Here is a 19,297-nt window from a genome sequence, read left to right as displayed (position 1 = left end):
CCTTACCTTCCTCCTGTTGCCAAAGTCATTATCTTTTCTTGTGTTGCTTCATCTGCAAGAAGCTGCCCGGCAATTCTGCCTTTTTGCATAACAAGAATCCTGTCGCTCATACCCAAAATCTCTGGTAGTTCTGAAGAAATCATTACAATACCCACGCCCTGTTCTACAAACTGGTTCATCAGATTATAAATCTCATATTTTGCGCCAACGTCAATACCTCTTGTTGGTTCATCCAAAATCAAGATTTTAGGATTTGCCAAAAGCCATTTTGCAATAATAACCTTCTGCTGGTTACCACCGCTTAGGTTTTCAACCCTTTGAAAAGGCGAAGCTATTTTTATCCTCAGTTTCCCTACATAATCTAAAGCAGTGCTGAGTGACTTTGGTATATTTATGATACCTCCATTTGCAAACTTTTGGTAATTTGGTAGGAGGATGTTGTCTTTAATATCCATCATGAGCACAAGCCCATATCGTTTTCTGTCTTCAGATAGATAACATATTCCATATTCAATTGCCTGTCGGGGATTATCTATGTTAATTTTTTTGCCTTCAAGCCAAATCTCTCCTTCTTTTCTGCCAGGATATGCTCCAAATATGCTCATAAACAGCTCTGTTCTTCCAGCTCCCATAAGCCCTGATACACCTAATATCTCGCCCTCTTTTATCTCAAAACTTACATTGTCAATTATCTTCTTTTCAGGATTGTCTTTGTCATATACAGAAAAATTTCTAACTTCCATAATTGTTCTTTTTGCTCTGTGAGGGACTTTCGGATATCTTTGAGTAAGTTCACGACCAACCATTCTTTTTATTATCTCATCCTCTGTCAAAGCTGATATTGGATCTGTTGATATTGTTTTGCCGTCTCTTAAAACTGTTACTGTGTCTGCAATTTCAAAAATTTCTTCCAATCTGTGAGAGATATATATGCATGTAACACCGTGGTTTTTTAAATCTTTCAAGATTCTGAAAAGCTGTCTGGTTTCGCTTTCTGTTAAAGCTGCTGTAGGTTCGTCAAGAATTAAAATCTTACTGTCTTTTGAAATTGCCTTTGCTATCTCAACCATCTGCTGCTGACCTATTCCTAAATTCTCTACTTTTTCATACACATCTATTTCTATATTTAGCTTTTCAAAAAGCTTTTTCGAATCAGCATAAACCTTATTCCAGTTTATAATTCCGTTCACAACCGGCTCTCTTCCAAGAAAAATGTTTTCGCCAACAGTCATTCCTTTGACAAGCGTAAGCTCCTGGTATATTATAGCTACTCCCGCATGCTCACTGTCTTTAATGTTTCTAAAGTGCTGTTTTTTTCCTTCTATAAAGATATCACCGCTGTATGTGCCATGCGGATAAACCCCGCTCAAAATCTTCATAAGCGTTGATTTGCCTGCACCATTTTCACCAACAAGGGCGTGAATTTCTCCTTTTTTCACTCTAAAAGTTACATCATCTAATGCCTTGACACCTGGAAATTCTTTTGTTATGTGAACCATTTCAAGAATATATTCGCTCATTTCAAAAACCACCTTCACCCCTTCAAAATTAAATTTCTGAGAAGGGGCACATACCTCCCCTTCCCAGAAAATTCAAACCCACATCTTTTCAAAAAAGCGATTATTTCTTTCCATATACCTGTTCTCTTGTGAACCAACCACTCTGAATCAGTACTTTGTCAATGTTTGACTTGTCAACTGCAACAGGTGTGAGGAGTATAGATGGAACGTTCAGCTTACCATTGTAAACTTTTCCGTTAACGTCTTTGAGCTGAGAAACTTTCTTGCCTTTTGCAAGTTCAACTGCAACCTCAGCAGCTTTCTTTGCAAGGAGTCTTACATCTTTAAACACTGTCATTGTCTGTGTTCCTTCAATAATTCTCTTAACAGCTGCAAGGTCAGCATCCTGACCTGTTACAACAACTTTTCCTGCAAGTCCTTGAGCTTTGAGTGCCTGAATAATTCCACCTGCTGTTCCATCGTTTGGTGCCAAGATTCCTTGAACGTTGTTCTTTGCTGCAGTGAGTGCATTTTCACAAAGTCTTAATGCCTCTTCTGGTTTCCAGTCTTTTACTGGCTGGTCAAATAATACTTTTACTTTGCCGCTCTTTACAAGTGGAGTGATGTATTTCATAGCACCTTGATAGAAGAGTGTAGCGTTGTTATCGGTTGGAGCACCTCTGAAAACAAAGTAATTTCCTTTTGGAACTTTTGTTGTGAGATATTTTCCTTGCAACTCACCAACTTTAATATTGTCAAACGAAATATAGAGGTCAACATTTGCGTTTCTTATCAATCTGTCATATGAAATTACTGGTATTCCTGCCTTGTGTGCTTCATCAATTATTGATGTGAAAACTTCTGCATTGTTTGGAACAATAACCAAAACGTCTACACCTTGGCTAATAAGATTTTCACACTGTTCTTTTTGTTTCACGTCGTCCATATTTGCAGCTTGCACATATACTTTTGCACCCAGTTTTGTAGCTGCCTTTACAAATTCATCTCTGTCTTTGTGCCATCTTTCCTCCTGCAATGTTGCAAGAGAAAGTCCAATTTTGATCTGTTTTGACGATTTAGCTTTTGCATATTTTGGAACAACCGCAAAGCCTATACCAATCACAAATGCAATCGCAACAAAAATGGCAATAAATCTTAATAGTGACTTTTTCATTACAACCTGACCTCCTTAATCAATTTTTTTGTTTGTTTTGCAATATCATTTTAACAATAAACATTTACATTGACACTATTATTTTTTGTCTTGTTAGTGGAATTATTAAATATGTCTTATAAAGTGAATAGTAATTTTTTGAAATCAAAAAATTACTATGGGTAAGTTGCAAACAAAATGTTATAATGAGACGTAAGGGAGGCAGCAATAAAAGATGAGGACAAAACTGCAAAAATTCAGTTTTCGAATCATGGTGGCTGTTAGTGTAGTAATATTTGTAGCAATTGTTTTATACGATATCTATAATATACGATTTATAAATACCTCTACCAAAAAGGTTAATTTAAAAAGCTCCACACGTGTAATGATGATACTTCCTCAAAACCAAACATATTGGAACTGGTTTTTGGACCAATTTGAAAAGATGTCCGAAAAACAAGGAATATTACCTGATATTGTGTTTTACAACACTTCCTCAGAGGCGTATAAGTTTTTAAAGCTCGCTGAGGTAACAAGACCGGATGCTATCGTAATGTGCAATATATATAACTCTAAAGAAATAGCCCAGGCTCTATCTTCTTTGAAAAATAAAGGAATTTTTATAGCTTCTCTATTTAACGATATGTTATTTAGATATGAAGATGTATTTGTTGGTATTGATTATTATTACAAAGGAAAAATTGCAGGGAAGATTATATATAAAGTACTAAATGAAAAGAAAAGTATTCCATCTAAATTGAAAATTGCAATTGTAAACCCTCTTTACACAACCATTGGTGGCGCTCTTGAGGTAAAGGGACTTGTAGATTTTTTAAAAGCAAAAGGTATAAAAGACATAGCAATAAAAAACTTCAATTTTGAGTATCCCTCTTTTCCACCTGAAGAGGTGGCAAGACAACTAATACTTGAAAATGCTCAGAAATTCAATGTCATTTATGTTGGAAGTGAAACTGATACCATGACGGTAGCTCAGAACATTTTAACATTCAACAAGCTTGACCAATTTATAGTGATTGGTGCTGGAACCAACGAGAAGTTACAAAAGTATGTAAGAGAAAAAATAATCAATGGAATTATAAACGATAACGGACAGCTAATAGCCCAAAAGCTATGTGAAGCTCTGCTGAGCTGGAAAAAGTTTGGTCATGCTTCTTCTTACATCTCAACTAACTTTGAAGTGATTGAATAAGGTGAGAAATATGAAGTTTTTTTCTGTTCAAAGCAAACTGCTTGCGTTTTTCTTTATTTTAATAGCTTCTCTGTTAGCAATAGATATTTTAATTCAATACAACAATAACTATCTCATAAGCTTAGTAAATGAAACCTTTGACACCATTAATACCATTAATAGAACAAAACAAGATATAAATATGCTCAACTCTAATATCCAGAGGTATTTAGTTGCAGGTGATTCAGATTCAATGCTTGCAGTTTACGGCTGCATAAACTCAATAGATGAAAAACTTTCTATGCTGGAAAACAAAATACTTGGAAAAGAAGAATATCTATACTACACAAATCTTTCTGCTATTTTTGAGTATTTAAGTAAATTAGTTGAAAAACTTGTGATTTACAAAAAAGGTAATCTCCCTCTTGCAAAAGTCTACTCTGAATATTTGGATTTTTCGGGATTTTTTAAGGAATACCTTGAAAAGTTCAGTGAACAAAAAGTAAAATTTACCATGGAAATTCATATCAAAGTGCAGCAGCAGCTAAATACCATAAGAAAAATCAACATAGCCGTGATTCTCATATGGACATTATTTGCTTCACTTTTGAGCATTGTGTTCAGCAGCACATTTACAACTCCTATAATAAATCTTTCAAAAGTTGCCAACAAGATAGCACATGGCAATTTGGAAGTACAGCTTCCTTCTTATTCTGCCAATGATGAGGTGGCTATTTTGTATAACTCATTCTCTAACATGATATCTAACATAAAAGAAATGGTGAAAAAGCTGGAAGAAAAAGCTGATTTAGAAAGAATGTATGCTCAGCAGAAAATTGAAGCAATCAAATACAAGCAGGCTCTGCAAGAGGCAGAACTCAAAAATCTTCAAGCGCAGATTAATCCTCATTTTCTCTTTAACACTTTAAACACAATCCTCCAGATAGCAATGTTCGAAAATGCTAAACAAACATATGAAATTCTTTTGAGAACTTCTAATTATCTGAGATATGTGGTACACAACATAAACAGAGTTGTAAAGCTGCAGGAAGAAATAGACAATGTAAAGAATTATATGTATATCTATTCGATGAGATTTGGTGATAGAATAAGATTAGAGATAGAAATAGAAGAGGAATTAAAAGATCTTCTTGTTCCATGCATGATATTGCAGCCACTTGTGGAAAATGCTATTATTCATGGGTTTAAGGAGAAGGAATGTGGCGAAATTAAAATTAACGCCAAGAAAATACAAGACCAAGCAGTGATTGAAGTTGTAGACAATGGTCAGGGAATTGACATTGAAACCATCGAAAATCTCAAAAATTCGTCTTTCGAAAAAAACAAAACCACGGGAATTGGACTTAGTAACATTGCCAAGCGGCTTTCTTTCTTTTACAATATTCAAAATCCATTGTCTATAGAAGCAAATCCACAGGGCGGTACAAAAGTAACAATAAAAGTGCCCTTTATAACAGAAATTTCCCAGCTTCCAAAACAAGAGGTGGATACTATATGATTTATAAAATCTTAATTGCTGATGATGAAAAAATTGTTGTAGACTCAATTAAATTCATTCTTGAAAATAACCTTAAAGAAAATATCGAAATTACAACATTCCTATCTGGCCGGGAAGCTTTAGAAAATTTATTATTTTATCAATACCATATAGTATTTATTGACATAAAAATGCCAGATTTGGATGGTCTTGAACTTATAGAAGAATATCGCAAATTGAGAAATTCTGAATTTCCTCTTTTTATAATAGTCTCTGCTTATGATAAATTTGAGTTTGCCAAAAAAGCAATAAAAGAAAAGGCTTTTGCATATATCCTTAAACCTTACTCAATAGATGACATACTATCAACCATAAAATTAGCCATGTCTCAGGTAGAACAAATATTAGCAAAAACAAGAGAGAATATAGAAAAAAATGCTCAATTGATTGTGATGAGAAATCTTCTTGAAAATAGTTTTATCCCCACCCTTATTTTTAAAAATGCTTTTGATATAGTTGACATCAACCAGTACGAAAAAATTTTTGGGATAAATTTGAAAAGTGGATTTTTGTGTGTTTTAACGCTTAAGGATAAAAGTGATTTTGTATTGAACTTTCGGGAATTAGACAATATAAGAAAAGATATGAGGATTTTATTTGAGCACAAAGCTTTAATTTCAATTGGTATGGGAGAATATTTAATATGTTTTTTCCCAGCAAAAGACCAAAAAGAAGCAGATCTTCTAAAGGAAAAAGTTCAAGAAATTCTAAAACAAAAGCCTTACTGGAACAACATAAAAATTGGGTTCAGTGACCTTTATTACTTAGAAGAAGGATATGAGAATGCTTTCTGGGAGGCATATTATAACATCCTTGATTTAGATACACCAGATGACAAAGAAGAAAATGAGCATTCATTGCTTTTGATTGAAAACTTGGAAGCAAAATTAATACATTCCATCAACAATCCTACACAGGTTCCACTAATAGAAAACTACATCAATCAACTTCACAAACTTTATGTTGAAGTGTTTGGTGAAAATAATTTAAAATACAAGATGATAAAATTAATTATTATGTTACTTCTCGAAACAGGGGCAACAAACAAGGAAGAGTCTTTCGATATAGAGAAAGTAATTACTGAGATACTAAATGCCGATGCTCACCGCATTCTTGAAATATCCAAAAGGGCAATACTTGCTCTTTTTGGTAAAGCAAAAGTAAACCACGAGCAAATTATAAATAACGATTCAATAAACAAAGCCATAGATTTCATCAACCAAAATTACAATCAGGAGATATCTCTTGCACAAATAAGCGCTACTTTTAACTTCAATCCATATTATTTTAGTAAACTTTTCAAAAAATATGCTGGCGTGAGTTACAAGACTTATCTTACAAAATTGAGAATTCAAAAAGCCTGTGAACTTTTAAAGAATTCATCAAAAAGTATAAAGGAAATAGCTTTTTTGGTTGGATTTTCAGACCCAAACTACTTCATTAAGGCTTTCAAGAAATTTGTTGGCGTTACACCCTCGGTCTTCAGAAACATGCCAGAACAACTAATTTAATTTTTATAAAGAGGGATGATTTTATGAACCGGACACTATTTAAAAAAACAAATAAGATAATCAGAAAAAACTACCTAAATACTATTGTCTTGATATTAATCTTTATCACTTTACTGGTAGTATTTGCTATTTATATGTTATACTTTTTAAAGTTTGGTAATAAAACACAAACCACTGTTAAACCATCGAAAGTTGTAATTGGCTTTGCAATGGGAACATTAAAAGAGGAAAGATGGTTCAAAGACAGAGACATCCTAATTGCCAAAGCTCACGAGAAAGGCTATGAGGTTGAATGGGTGAATGCAAACGAAAATGATGTGGAACAAATAAACCAGGTGAAGTACCTTCTCAGTAAGAATATCAATATTTTGATAATTGTACCTAACAATTATGAAAAGTGTAGTAGTGCTGTAAGCTTGGCTAAAAAGCGCGGTATCAAGGTTATTAGTTATGACAGGCTTGTAAGAAATAGTGATATAGATGTATATGTGTCGTTTAACAATTATAAGGTCGGAGAACTCATGGCAAAGTGGCTTATAAAAAAGGTTCCTCAAGGTAACTATGCATTTTTGCTTGGTGACCCAGGCGATTACAACGTTCAGATGATAAAGGAAGGATATCACAAAGTTTTAGACCCTTTCATCGAAAAAAAACAAATCAACAATGTGCTGGAGAAGTATTGTTACAACTGGAGAAAAGAATATGCTTACAATTATATCAACAACCTGTTGGAACAACACAAAAGAATCAACGCCGTCTTAGCATCCAATGATTCTCTTGCGGAAGGAGCCATTATGGCACTTTCTGAAAAAAGATTAGCTGGAATTGTTCCTGTCACTGGACAGGATGCAGACATATCTGCTTGTCAAAGAATTGTCAAAGGTACTCAGCTTATGACTGTCTATAAGCCCATCGATAAACTTGTCGATTTGACCCTTGAAATAGTAGATAGATTGATTAATAATAAAAGCCTTAAGCCATCTTTAATGCTGAACAACGGTTATAAAAACGTCCCTACCTTTTTTATTGACCCAATTGCTGTAGATAAAAACAACATAAATGAGACGGTTATAAAGGACAATTTCCATACATGGGAAGAGGTTTATATTGTAAAATAAGTTAAAAATAGAGCTGCCAGAAGGATGATGACCAGTCCCTTAAAAATATACTTTGAGGCAAGGCCTATAAGTTCAATGGGAGGAATAGAAGGATGGGTAAAAAACTTTATATAGGAACATCTGGCTGGTCATATTCTCACTGGAAAGAAATTTTTTATCCTGTTGACCTTCCTTATGAAAAAAGGCTTGAGTTTTATTCGAAACACTTTGCTACTTCTGAAGTAAATTCTTCATTTTACCATCTGCCACAGGAAAAAACTATAATAAACTGGTATAATTCTACTCCAGAAGGTTTTATATTCTCTGTTAAGGCTTCACGGATTATAACACATTTAAAGAGGCTATCTGATGTAGATGAAGAATGGGAGAACTTTATAAAGAGGATAGATTTGCTCAAAGAAAAACTTGGTCCTATTCTCTTGCAATTCCCTCCAAGCTTTAAAAAAGATGAGGAAAATCTGCAAAGATTAATAAGCTTTTTAAGAGGAAAAGAAGCGTATAGATTTGCGCTGGAGTTCAGGCATAAAAGTTGGTGCGATGAAGAAGTATATGAGATTTTGAAAAGTTTACACACGGCTTGGGTAATAGCAGATTCTTCCCGATATCCTAAAGCAAAAGTTATAACAGCAGACTTCGCATATATCAGAATGCACGGCCCTGAAGCCTTATTTAGTTCTTGTTACTCAGAAGAACAACTTGAAGAATTAGCAAAAGACATAGAAGAATATCTTAAAATCTGCAATGAAATTTACGTGTATTTTAACAACGATGTAAATAGCTGTGCGGTTCAAAATGCCAAAACTTTAATAGAGTTTACAGCGCATATGCTTTAAAAAATTTTTTCTTTCTTTAGATCTATAATCATACATTGACTTTTTTGTTTTAAGAATCACCTTTTAATTTTGCCTATGTTAATAATTCTCAAGTATTTGATAATACAGAACTTTTTATAATTCTCAAAATTAAAAGTGGGCTTTTAACGCCCACCCTTTTTATTTCATATTTTACCTTTCCAGAACAATGGTCAATATAGACCTTGCTGGAGACTTTCCACAGAATATTTTCTCTCCAATGACCATACAAAACTCTATTTCCTCTGGGTTTTTATTAAAGACAACCACTGCTAAAGTATCGTCCTGGTTCTTTGCTGCCAAAACCTCAAGTCTTGCATCACTGCAGCTGCTTTTGACTATTTTAGATCCCGGCCTTATGAATTTTGAAAAATGCCCTATATAATAATATGCATTTTGATAGTAAATTTTTTTCTGGTCTTTATCAACTATTATTGGAGCGTCGCAAAAGTTCCCTACATGATTAGGTCCACCCATTGTGTCAAGGACAATATTCCAATCCATAAATCCAATTGTGTAACTGTTAAAATCACCAATTATCTCATGAGCATACCTTTCTCCAAGCTCCCAGGAACCAAGCTTTACTCCACCTTCCTGACAACCTTCGGTAAACACCAAATTGACATCAGGAAACTCTTCTTTTATTTTTTTGAGTTGGTCAAAATGGTCTCCTCCATACCAGTGGAATGCAACTCCCCACACATACTTGGCAGCGTCTTTGTCACTCAAAATTGTTTTTACCCTGTCATATATGATGTCTTTGTTGTGATCCCAAATAAGTATTTTTATATCGCTAAGTCCTTCTTCCTCAAGAGTCGGCCCCAAATAATTCTTCACAAAATCTCTTTCTTCTTCAGCTGTGTATATGCACGACTCCCACACTTGAGTTGCCATCGGCTCATTTTGAACTGTTACAGCCCATATATCAATCCCTTCTTCTTTGTATGCTTTTATGAATTTGCAGAAAAACCTTGCCCATGTTTTTTTATACTCATCTTTTAGCTTTCCACCATGGCACATATCACCATTTGTTTTCATCCATGCAGGCGGACTCCATGGCGAAACGAGGATTTTGAGGTCTTTGCAATATTCCTTTATTCTTTTTAAAAGAGGAATTACCATCTTTTTGTCTCTTTCAATGTTAAAATGTTTTAGATCGGTATCACCTTCAACATCATCACAGCTGTAGCTGCCTGTACAAAAATCACAGCTGTTCATGTGGATTCTACAAAGCTTATAGCCAAGCCCTTCTTTGGGGTCAAAGTATCCTCTTAAAATCTCTTCTTGCTGGTGTGGTAAAAGTGACAGTATATTTACCGCGGCAGCCTCTGTAAGTGCTCCACCAAAGCCTATTACCTCTTGAAATGTACTGGATGGCTCAATTGTTATAACAGACTCTTTTGCTACTTTTTCACACTCTTTTACATTGTCTACTTGCTGAAAAGGACTATTGTAATCCTTTGCGGTTATGTAACATGCAATTTTTTTGAACATCTTTAATTCTACCCCCTTTTGGATTTCTAATTAAATGAGTTAGTGCTGGAATATATATTCATTCTACTTCAAGAGCTTTTTTCGAGTAAATACACTGAATTTTAGAAAAGGTCTCAATTTTGTTGAAAAAAATAGGCACGGGACACCCGTTAAAAGTGTCCCGCTACAAAACCAATTAATACCATTTGAATGTAATTGCTGATTTTGCCGGGACCATTATTTGCCTGTTTCAAGTTTCTTAAACTCTAATAGCTGGCGTTGAATTTCCTTAAATACCTTATCATAACCTGCTCTTTTGAGTTTTGCTCTATATTCTTCTACAGCTTTTACTGGGTCATTTACCTTTCCAAAACTTATAGCTGTTCCCAAGGTGCTTGTTACATTAGACAATGCAGCAATTTGGGGTTGAATTGATTTTAAATCAAGTACAAGTCTTCCATATGGATATGGTTTTGCAATTTTGTTGTATCTTGCATAGTACTCCTTAAGACCTTCCCATTCATTTATTGACGGTAGCACGAAAGCATCTATCCTTGTTCCCCATGCATTTGTCCAAAAACCATATTTATTTGAATCAAAGTTTGGAGGAGTATAATATTTCCCATCTTTAATCCAATAGTTTACACCTTCACGGCCATAGTGCAAAAGCCTATAAACCTTTTGATTAGTTCTAATTTGTTCAAGCACCATCAATGCCCTGTCTGGATACTTGCTATATCTTCCCACTGCAATAGCATCCTGGGTTATTGGCTGTTTTACAAGGTTGTTTCTTGTATCACTAAACGCGAAGAACTGCAAATCAGAACCAGGTTGCCTCTTGTCCATTTCTCGCCTTAAACCACTAAATGAATCGGGATGAGCTCTTTCAGCACCGGTCTTACCTTCATATAGCAGCTGTGTAGTATCACCCTTAAAGTTCAAAACATCTTCGCGCCAGAATCCTTTGCTTGCCCACTGTTTCATAAGTTTTGCATATTCTTCAAATGTCTTGTCAAATACTGGTGAATAAAGGGTATATTTATCCTTATACGACTTGCCCCAAAATAGTTTGTGACCACCTGTGTCAATTGGAAGCTCAACTGCATCTGTATTTGATATTACCCAGCCGCTAAATAACTCAGACGCTTTGCTTGAATTTCCAGTTACATCATAAGGAATTACACCAGGTAGATTTTTCTTTATACCTTCTAAGTACTTTCCAAAAGTATACCAATCTTTGATAGGAAGCTTGATGCCAAACTTTTTAGCCCAGTCTCCTCTGTAGACAAATCCATTGTTGACATAGTGAGTAAATAAATTTTCTGGCACAGCAATTATTTTACCTTTATACCTTACCTGGTCCCACTCTTCAGGCTTTACTTGCTTCCATAGTTTTGGAGCATATTTTGGAAGTAAATCATCTAATTCTTTAAAAGCACCTTTTTGAGCATTACCCCACATATTAAGCCATGTTGAGGAAGTATAAACTAAATCGAGAGGTTCTCCTGATGCAAGAAGCAGATTATATTTTGTGTACCAATCAGCCCACCCAATAAATTTAATTTCCATTCCAGTATTAATTGTCTGTTTCAGTATCTTGTTCCACTCTTCCTGAGCTTTTTGCACCTGGTCATTTTGAGGTGGGTCGCCCATTACGTAATACTTAATTACAACATAGGTAGAAGGTTTTTTAACACTTCCCAAAACATTGACATTTGACAATACAACTATAGTCAAAAATGCTAAAACAACGAAAATTCCCACAAGCTTTTTAATCTTCATTAAATAACACCTCCTGTAAGTATTAATTTTATAATTTATTTTCAATTCCCTCAGCCATTCAGGGAATTGAAGCCAATACCTTAACCTTTTACAGCACCAATAGTAATACCTTTTATGAAATATCTCTGAACAAATGGATATGCAAGCACAATCGGACCTGTCGCAATAACAGCAGTTGCCAATTTTGCAGTTTCTGTCGGTAGATTTTGTGGTGGAATATACTTGCTTGCAGGTGTATTTCTGAGCATATCTGCTTTGGTGATAATTTCATATAAGTAAAGCTGCAAAGGCTTGTATTTCATTGTTGTGGATAAAAAGAGCATTCCATTGAACCACTCATTCCAATATCCCAGTGCTAAAAACAGTCCAACAGTTGCAAGAGCAGGTTTAGCAAGAGGAAGTATTAGCTTGATAAATATTGTAAAGTCTCCTGCCCCATCAATTTTTGCCGATTCAGTTATTTCATGTGGAATTGACTTCATAAAGTTTTTCATTAGAATAATAAGCCATGGATTCATTAGACCAGGAATTAAAAGCACCAAATAATTGTCTTTTAGATGCAATCCTCTTGTTATCAGCAGATAGTATGGTACAAGTCCACCTGAAAAAAGTGTAGTAAAATAAATGTAAAATGATATAGCATTTCTATATGCATAGTCCGGTCTTTGTAGAACATATCCTGTCATTGATATCAAAAATAGTCCTATTGTAGTCCCAAGCAGGGTGTTGCAAATTGTCAAGATATAAGAACCAATGAGTCTATCAGGGGCACTGAATATTACTTTATATGCTAAGAGCGAAAACTTGCGCGGAAATAAACAATATCCGTTTTTTATAATGTCGCTCTCTAAATTAAAAGAAGATGAGGTCATAACAACAAATGGAATAAGGCATATCAATGCAAAAATTCCCACAACTGTATATGCTAAAATTTTTAAGTTTATATCTGATGCTGACATTTTATATGATGCAGATTTTTCTATTCTCTCCATTTTTATTTTCCTCCTGACCAAGAGCTAATAAAGATTTTGCTCTTAGAACAACGCATAATCAGGTTCAATCTTTTTAACAAGCCAGTTTGTAAATACTACTAAGAAAAATCCAAATACTGACTGGAAAAAACTTACTGCACTTGCCATGGAAAAATTGAAATCATTGACCAATGATCTAAAAACAAATGTTTCAATAATATCTGTTTTTTCATACAAAAGCGCATTTGTAGCACCTACAACATTATAGAAGAGTCCAAAATCTCCCCTCAAAATCCCACCAAGAGAAAATAAAAGTAAGATAACAAAAGTAGGTCTGAGCAATGGAAGCAAAATATATCTTATTTTCTGGACATGAGATGCACCATCAATCATAGCAGATTCGATAATCTCTGGATCAATAGATGTCAATGTTGCAAAATAAATAATAGAACCATACCCTGCATTTTTCCATAGATTTACTGCAACAAGCACATACGGCCATATATCTGGATTAGAATAAGTAGGAATAGGATTTAAACCCACTTTCTTTAATAAAATGTTTAACAGTCCATAATCATAATTCATAACATTGTAGACAAAAAGTCCTACCAGCACATATGAAATAAAATGCGGAAGAAGCATAAAAGATTGTGTAATCTTTCTATACGTTCTATTATTTATTTCATTTAGAAGAAGTGCCAAAAATATTTGAAATATATTACCCACTAATATAAAAGCAATGTTATACAAGACTGTATTTCTCACAAGTCTCAATAAATCTCCTGATTCAATCAAAAACCTGAAATTTTCAAATCCAACAAATGGGCTTTTAAATATTCCAAGGTCATATCTATAGTCTGTAAAAGCAATGTAAATGCCTGGCATTGGTATATAGGAAAAAATGAAAAAGAAAACTATTGCGGGAAGGCTCATAATAACTAGTGTTTTATTCTGTTTAAATGTTTTCCAAGCATTAGATTTGCTTTTAGAACTCATCTATATATACCTCCATATCAAACTATTACTTCCAACACAAAGTCATGGCTGCTTTTGCTGGAATATATATATTAAAATTTTTGTTCAAGTATTGAACTGTTGCAATTTTATTTTCAGATGTTCTGTTGGATATTATAAGCACTACAGATTTATCAGGATTTAAAAATGCAACATTTTCTAAATCGTTTTGGTAGGTATTTGAATCTATTCGAACAGCTCCAGGTTTCACAAATTTACTTATATGGCCAAGAGTATAATAATCTACATTGTATATGACCTTCTTTGTTTTCTGCTCAATTTTAACTAAACCGCGGCAAGTACTATGTGGTAAAACTGTTGGTCCGTTATTTTCATCAAGTGCTATGTTCCACCACACCACTGTCTCTGCCCAGTTTCTTGGTGCACGTATAACATGCATCATTTGGTCAAGAAAAGCCTTTTCAAATGCTGGTATCCATTCACCACCTGATGCTTCCGTAAACCAAATCTCTTTGTCTGGAAAAAGGTTATGAATTTTGGTCATTGTCTCATGACTTCCTGCATAGCAATGCCAAGCAGAACCTGAAATGTATTTATACGCCTCTTTATCCTTATAAACTGTCATAACATATTCTGGAACATCCCAGTTATGGTCATAGCATAATATCTTAGTTTTTATATTATTTTTCTTAAAAGCTGGACCAAGATAATTCTTTATAAATTCTGCCTGTTCTTCTGCGCTCATGGACATCCCCGGATAGTGAGGTGGCACATACAATGGCTCGTTTTGTGGTGTAATAGCATATATTTCTATTCCTTCTTTTTTGTACTCATTGATAAACTTAACAAAATAATTTGCATATGCTTCGTAGCAATCTGGCCAAAGACTACCTCCTATCATACTATCTGTAGTCTTCATCCATCCTGGCGGACTCCAAGGAGTTGCCATAATCTTTAACTGTTTATTAATTTGCACCGCCTTTTTTAAAAGTGGGATTATGTATTCCTTATCATGATTAATGCTAAAATGTTTCATTTCAAAATCACTTTCACCTTTTGGCATATCATCGTAAGAATAGATCTTTGTTGCATAATCACTTGCTCCCATAGGTTGCCTCAAAAAAGAGATTCCTATACCTTCTTTGTAATCAAAAAGTTTTTTTAAGACTTTTTCTCTTTCATTCTCTGGTAATACCTTAGCAATAAGATATGCAGATGCATCTGTTAATGAGGCACCAAAACCTTCCATGGTTTGATATTTCTTTTTGGGGTCAATCTTAATAATATACTTTGATTTGTTAACATTTTTCTTAACAAAATCACTTGTGTTTTGCTTTTTAAGAAGATTTTTTTGGTCAACCGTGGTAAGCCAAATTTCTAAATTTTGGGGACTTGCTTGCACATTGCTTAAAACCATATTAGTATCTCTCCTCACTACTAAAAAGTAAAAGCTAATTGCAACTACAATTAAAAAACACAGAATTTTTCTACAAACTCTCTTTTTCATTACATCACCTCTTTTTGTTTCTTTACTTTTCGCTGGTTTTGAACTATAATAAAAATTAAGATGGGGTTTTGTGTGTATATATAAAATTTGATTTTGACTATCATTTTGAAAGAGGGGTTATTTTTCCCTCTTTTTTTGTTTTTCTTAATAAAACTTAAACAAACTTTTTATCAGCACGATTCTCTTTCAACCAATTTTGTAGGAATTAATATTGTTTTTGTTTTACTATCCTTTTTTATGATTTCCTCTATAACTTTTTTGCCTATCTGCTCATAGTTTTGGTTTACAGTAGTTAAAGATGGTGAAAGATATTTCCCTATTTCAATATCATCAAACCCTGTTATTTTTATGTCTTCAGGGACTTTGAATTTTTTTTCTTGAAGCTTTTTCAATGCACCTACTGCAACAATATCATTCACACACATAATTACTTCAGGAATTTCTGCTTGACTTGTAATATAGTCAGCGCCTTTTTTCCCAGCTTCAAATGTAAACCCCGCTTCTATCAACCATTCCTTTCTTGTTCTTAAATTAAACATTTCGGCATATTCCAAAAACCATCTTTTTTTATCTTCTGTTGCACTTATATTTTTTTCGCCCAAAATAAATCCAACTTTTCTGTATCCCTTCTTAGATATGAGCTGCATTAATTCTTCTAATCCCTTTTTTTCATCAGTAACTATATTGCAATTACAGACATCCTGATATATACCATTTATTGTAACAATATAAGTTCTTTCTTTCGCTAAAACTAATTCTTCTAAGTACTTTTTTTTAAGCTTGTAGTTTGTTATTCTGCCCGCCATGAATACAATTGCATCTACTTGTTTTTCAAGCAAAGATCTTATATAGACTGATTCCAAATCATAATTGCTAAATGAATTACAAAGGATAACATTGTAACCATGTCGATGAGCATTCTTTTCGACTTCTATACATAGTTGGTTAAAAAAAGGATTTATAATATCTGGTAATATAACACCGATTAGTTTCGTTTGATTGGTAATTAAACTTCTTGCCAACACATTAGGAGTATAATTATACTTCTGGATAATTCTCAATATTTCTTCTTTTTTCTCTTTTTTGACCGGACCACTATTATTGATAACTCGTGACACAGTCGCAACTGAGACATTTGCTTCCTTTGCTATATCATAAATGGTGACACGATTTTTTTTCATTTCTTAAGACCTCTTTGCAGATCATTTGTTAATGTTGATTAATAAAATTAAAACTGTAACCCATTACAGTTATCATTATATCATAAATAACTTCCTTGTCAAGTATGTTTTTAAAAAATTTTTTCAAGTTTAAATTAATGAGGAGCACCTGTGGCAATTGGTTGTTTTTAAAAGACTGTGCCACAGATGCTCCCTTCACAAATCTATATTAATTTAGGAGGAGGTTTACTAGCCTGTATATTACAACTGCTGCTTCAGCTCTTGTAGTGATAGCTTTGGGTTTTATATTATTTTGTGAACCTTTTATAATCCCATTCTTAATCAAAGTTGCAACATCTTCAATTGCATATTCACTTATCATATCCCTATCGTTATAAATTGCCAATTCGTTTTTGTCTCCTTTTTCGACTTTAGCATTGCAGATATTAAGTACCCTGCTGATTATAACCATCATTTCTTCTCTTGTAATTGGATCTTCTGGTTTAAAATTATTGTTCCCTGTTCCTTTTACAATACCCAACTTTTTAGCTATACCTACTTCATTGTAATAATATGCATCCTTAGATACATCACTGAAATTATCATCTACAGCCATATTTATACCTAAGGTTCTTACAATAAGCGCTACAAAATCTGCTCTTTTTATTTTTGATCCTGGTTCGAACTTGTCTTTAGTTACTCCCTTGATAATTGTTAATTTTTAATTCAATTTTTACCCCTTCACAGCACCCAAGGTAACCCCTTTTGTGACCTGTTCATTTAATGCAATATATACAATCAATGATGGAAGAGCTACTATTGTCATTACAGCAAACTGAACTGCATAGTTAGATGCATATTGACCTGCAAAGTTGTAGACTGAAAATGGCAGGGTTCTGAATCTGTCAGATGTCAAGTATGTTGCTGCCATAATAAATTCATTCCATGTATTTAAAAAGGTTGTAACGGTTATAGTTACAAGAGCAGGTTTTGAAAGAGGCAGAATAATCTGAAACAGTATTCTAAATATACCGCAACCATCTATGATTGCCGACTCTTCTAAAGCTCGTGGAATACTTCCTATAAACCCCGTCATCAGGAACACTGCCTGTGGCAGCGAAAATGCAACGTATGGAATTATTAGAGCAAAATATGAATCCAGCATCTTAAGCTGTCTGAAAATAACAAAGTTTGGCAGAAGTGTTGCATGAATTGGTATCATAAGTCCCAGCAAAACATATGTTAATACCTTGTTGCTCCACTTCCACTCCATCCTTACAAATGCATACCCCATCATCAGTGAAAACAGAACAACAAGTAATACCGATGCCACATTTACAATTACACTATTGATAAAAAACTGCGGGATTTTACCATCCTTCCATGCAACATAATAGTTTATAAACTGTGGGGGATTGGGAATTTTGAGAATATTTGCACCATATACATCTCCACTTTTACAAAGTGAAAAGTCAATCAGCCAAACAAGTGGAAACAGCTGTCCAATTGAAAATAGTCCCAGCACAACAAGAAGCACAGCTCTGCTTTTTTTGTTGAAACTACTTTCCCTTGCCACGTCAAAACCTCCCATGTCTTGTTAAAACTCATAATTTTCTGATTTAAATATCTTCTGGAAAAGAACATTGACAGCCAAACATGCTATAACAAATAGCACTGAAATTGCATTTGCGTATCCATACTGGTATGAGTTAAATGCTCTGATATACAGGTAGTTTGCCAAAAACTGGCTTGCATCGCCGGGACCACCGTTTGTTGTCAAATAAACTGTTTCCATCTGCTTTAAAGCATATATTATAGCTATTGTAAAATTAACCTTGATAACGGGCTGAAGCAGTGGTACAGTAATCTTTGTATAAAGCTTAACACCTGTTGCACCATCAATTCTTGCCGCTTCGTAAAGTTCTTCTGGTATGCCTTTTAGACCCGCGTAGTAAATCAAAAGCGCCCAGCCAAAACCCTGCCACATACAGATTATAATGACTGATATTAAAGCTGTTTTAGTATCCCCCAGCCATTGTTGTTTCAAAAATCCCAAGTGTAAAAAGTCAAGTATCTTGTTTATAAGCCCGTATTGAGGGTCATATAGACTTACCCACATGCGCGATGTTACAACAACTGGTATTACGCAGGGTATGAAGAATATTGTTCTGAAAATCTTCTCTGCTCTGCCACCAACTTTATCAATGAATATGGCAAACGCAAGGGCTATCGGGTGCTGAACAAATACATATGCCAGAGCAAGAAGTATAGCATTCCTGAGCGACTTCCAAAAAGTTGTGTCTGTAAAGATTATCTTTTTGAAGTTTTCAAGTCCTATAAAATTTGGCCGACCAATTCCTGACCAGTCTGTCATTCCAAGATATACACTGAGTATAATTGGAAACAGAATTGCAAACGTGTATATCAATAGTCCCGGCAAAACCAGCAACAAAATGGTTCTTTTGTCTGACAAAACCCTATGCATACTGTCACCTCTTGTGAATAAAATTCCTGCTCCCAAGACATTCTTTTCAACATCTTGGGAGCAGG

General features: G+C 34.2%; 16 protein-coding genes. 5 read left to right on the top strand and 11 right to left on the bottom strand.

The window, feature by feature from the left end; genetic code table 11:
• Nucleotides 1-2: 2 nt before the first annotated feature.
• Nucleotides 3-1,520, bottom strand: a complete 1,518-nt coding sequence (locus tag OTK01_RS00635) for a xylose ABC transporter ATP-binding protein (protein ID WP_013433583.1) — start codon at nucleotides 1,518-1,520, stop codon at nucleotides 3-5.
• A 100-nt stretch (nucleotides 1,521-1,620) separates the two neighbouring features.
• On the bottom strand, nucleotides 1,621-2,673 hold the full coding sequence (gene xylF / locus OTK01_RS00630) for a D-xylose ABC transporter substrate-binding protein (protein ID WP_084694644.1): 1,053 nt from the start codon (nucleotides 2,671-2,673) through the stop codon (nucleotides 1,621-1,623).
• A 214-nt stretch (nucleotides 2,674-2,887) separates the two neighbouring features.
• Here xylF and OTK01_RS00625 point away from each other — a divergent pair, with 214 nt between their 5' ends.
• The 5 genes from OTK01_RS00625 (at nucleotide 2,888) to OTK01_RS00605 (ending at nucleotide 8,861) form a co-directional block, all read left to right on the top strand.
• The gene (locus tag OTK01_RS00625; protein ID WP_029228934.1) at nucleotides 2,888-3,862 is read left to right on the top strand and encodes a sugar ABC transporter substrate-binding protein; all 975 of its coding nucleotides are present in this window, start codon (nucleotides 2,888-2,890) and stop codon (nucleotides 3,860-3,862) included.
• A gap of 10 nt (nucleotides 3,863-3,872) precedes the next feature.
• Entirely contained in the window at nucleotides 3,873-5,360 is a 1,488-nt protein-coding gene (locus tag OTK01_RS00620) for a sensor histidine kinase (protein ID WP_029228933.1), read from the top strand.
• Nucleotides 5,357-6,910 carry a response regulator transcription factor gene (locus OTK01_RS00615; RefSeq protein WP_029228932.1) on the top strand — a complete coding sequence of 518 codons (1,554 nt, stop codon included), beginning with the start codon at nucleotides 5,357-5,359 and terminating at the stop codon, nucleotides 6,908-6,910. The genes OTK01_RS00620 and OTK01_RS00615 overlap by 4 nt, the downstream gene beginning before the upstream one ends.
• 23 nt (nucleotides 6,911-6,933) lie before the next feature.
• A complete protein-coding gene (locus tag OTK01_RS00610) occupies nucleotides 6,934-8,028 on the top strand; it encodes a sugar ABC transporter substrate-binding protein (RefSeq protein ID WP_029228931.1) in 1,095 nt (364 codons plus the stop codon).
• A gap of 92 nt (nucleotides 8,029-8,120) precedes the next feature.
• Nucleotides 8,121-8,861 carry a DUF72 domain-containing protein gene (locus tag OTK01_RS00605; protein ID WP_029228930.1) on the top strand — a complete coding sequence of 247 codons (741 nt, stop codon included), beginning with the start codon at nucleotides 8,121-8,123 and terminating at the stop codon, nucleotides 8,859-8,861.
• A gap of 171 nt (nucleotides 8,862-9,032) precedes the next feature.
• Here the strand turns inward: OTK01_RS00605 and OTK01_RS00600 are convergent, their stop codons facing one another.
• The 9 genes from OTK01_RS00600 to OTK01_RS00560 all read right to left on the bottom strand — a co-directional run bounded on the left by OTK01_RS00600 (nucleotide 9,033) and on the right by OTK01_RS00560 (nucleotide 19,232).
• Nucleotides 9,033-10,373, bottom strand: a complete 1,341-nt coding sequence (locus tag OTK01_RS00600) for a glycoside hydrolase family 30 protein (RefSeq protein WP_029228929.1) — start codon at nucleotides 10,371-10,373, stop codon at nucleotides 9,033-9,035.
• 216 nt (nucleotides 10,374-10,589) lie between these two features.
• Entirely contained in the window at nucleotides 10,590-12,134 is a 1,545-nt protein-coding gene (locus tag OTK01_RS00595) for a DUF3502 domain-containing protein (protein WP_029228928.1), read from the bottom strand.
• Between the two features lie 80 nt (nucleotides 12,135-12,214).
• The gene (locus OTK01_RS00590) at nucleotides 12,215-13,126 is read right to left on the bottom strand and encodes a carbohydrate ABC transporter permease (RefSeq protein WP_029228927.1); all 912 of its coding nucleotides are present in this window, start codon (nucleotides 13,124-13,126) and stop codon (nucleotides 12,215-12,217) included.
• Nucleotides 13,127-13,168: 42 nt separating this feature from the next.
• Entirely contained in the window at nucleotides 13,169-14,101 is a 933-nt protein-coding gene (locus OTK01_RS00585) for an ABC transporter permease (protein ID WP_029228926.1), read from the bottom strand.
• A gap of 25 nt (nucleotides 14,102-14,126) precedes the next feature.
• Nucleotides 14,127-15,587 carry a glycoside hydrolase family 30 protein gene (locus OTK01_RS00580; protein WP_051129964.1) on the bottom strand — a complete coding sequence of 487 codons (1,461 nt, stop codon included), beginning with the start codon at nucleotides 15,585-15,587 and terminating at the stop codon, nucleotides 14,127-14,129.
• Between the two features lie 170 nt (nucleotides 15,588-15,757).
• The gene (locus OTK01_RS00575; protein ID WP_029228924.1) at nucleotides 15,758-16,768 is read right to left on the bottom strand and encodes a LacI family DNA-binding transcriptional regulator; all 1,011 of its coding nucleotides are present in this window, start codon (nucleotides 16,766-16,768) and stop codon (nucleotides 15,758-15,760) included.
• 208 nt (nucleotides 16,769-16,976) lie between these two features.
• Nucleotides 16,977-17,363, bottom strand: coding sequence for an S-layer homology domain-containing protein (locus tag OTK01_RS00570; protein ID WP_029228923.1), 387 nt, complete (start codon nucleotides 17,361-17,363; stop codon nucleotides 16,977-16,979).
• A gap of 117 nt (nucleotides 17,364-17,480) precedes the next feature.
• A complete protein-coding gene (locus OTK01_RS00565; protein WP_029228922.1) occupies nucleotides 17,481-18,323 on the bottom strand; it encodes a carbohydrate ABC transporter permease in 843 nt (280 codons plus the stop codon).
• A 21-nt stretch (nucleotides 18,324-18,344) separates the two neighbouring features.
• Nucleotides 18,345-19,232, bottom strand: coding sequence for a carbohydrate ABC transporter permease (locus OTK01_RS00560; RefSeq protein ID WP_029228921.1), 888 nt, complete (start codon nucleotides 19,230-19,232; stop codon nucleotides 18,345-18,347).
• Nucleotides 19,233-19,297 lie beyond the last annotated feature (65 nt).

The sequence above is a fragment of the Caldicellulosiruptor acetigenus genome (assembly GCF_026914305.1).
Classification (GTDB): domain Bacteria; phylum Bacillota; class Thermoanaerobacteria; order Caldicellulosiruptorales; family Caldicellulosiruptoraceae; genus Caldicellulosiruptor; species Caldicellulosiruptor acetigenus.
The sequence above is the reverse complement of the archived record's forward strand: the minus strand, read 5'-3'. Positions and strand labels throughout refer to the sequence as shown.

What these genes read in the sequence shown, in the direction of transcription:
- OTK01_RS00575 (WP_029228924.1), bottom strand. Translation starts at nt 16,768, where the DNA reads ATGAAAAAAAATCGTGTCACCATTTATGATATAGCAAAGGAAGCAAAT.
- OTK01_RS00610 (WP_029228931.1), top strand. Translation starts at nt 6,934, where the DNA reads ATGAACCGGACACTATTTAAAAAAACAAATAAGATAATCAGAAAAAAC.
- OTK01_RS00605 (WP_029228930.1), top strand. Translation starts at nt 8,121, where the DNA reads ATGGGTAAAAAACTTTATATAGGAACATCTGGCTGGTCATATTCTCAC.
- OTK01_RS00570 (WP_029228923.1), bottom strand. Translation starts at nt 17,363, where the DNA reads ATGGCTGTAGATGATAATTTCAGTGATGTATCTAAGGATGCATATTAT.
- OTK01_RS00595 (WP_029228928.1), bottom strand. Translation starts at nt 12,134, where the DNA reads ATGAAGATTAAAAAGCTTGTGGGAATTTTCGTTGTTTTAGCATTTTTG.
- OTK01_RS00635 (WP_013433583.1), bottom strand. Translation starts at nt 1,520, where the DNA reads ATGAGCGAATATATTCTTGAAATGGTTCACATAACAAAAGAATTTCCA.
- OTK01_RS00585 (WP_029228926.1), bottom strand. Translation starts at nt 14,101, where the DNA reads ATGAGTTCTAAAAGCAAATCTAATGCTTGGAAAACATTTAAACAGAAT.
- OTK01_RS00620 (WP_029228933.1), top strand. Translation starts at nt 3,873, where the DNA reads ATGAAGTTTTTTTCTGTTCAAAGCAAACTGCTTGCGTTTTTCTTTATT.
- OTK01_RS00560 (WP_029228921.1), bottom strand. Translation starts at nt 19,232, where the DNA reads ATGCATAGGGTTTTGTCAGACAAAAGAACCATTTTGTTGCTGGTTTTG.
- OTK01_RS00625 (WP_029228934.1), top strand. Translation starts at nt 2,888, where the DNA reads ATGAGGACAAAACTGCAAAAATTCAGTTTTCGAATCATGGTGGCTGTT.
- OTK01_RS00590 (WP_029228927.1), bottom strand. Translation starts at nt 13,126, where the DNA reads ATGGAGAGAATAGAAAAATCTGCATCATATAAAATGTCAGCATCAGAT.
- OTK01_RS00580 (WP_051129964.1), bottom strand. Translation starts at nt 15,587, where the DNA reads ATGAAAAAGAGAGTTTGTAGAAAAATTCTGTGTTTTTTAATTGTAGTT.
- OTK01_RS00600 (WP_029228929.1), bottom strand. Translation starts at nt 10,373, where the DNA reads ATGTTCAAAAAAATTGCATGTTACATAACCGCAAAGGATTACAATAGT.
- OTK01_RS00615 (WP_029228932.1), top strand. Translation starts at nt 5,357, where the DNA reads ATGATTTATAAAATCTTAATTGCTGATGATGAAAAAATTGTTGTAGAC.
- xylF (WP_084694644.1), bottom strand. Translation starts at nt 2,673, where the DNA reads ATGAAAAAGTCACTATTAAGATTTATTGCCATTTTTGTTGCGATTGCA.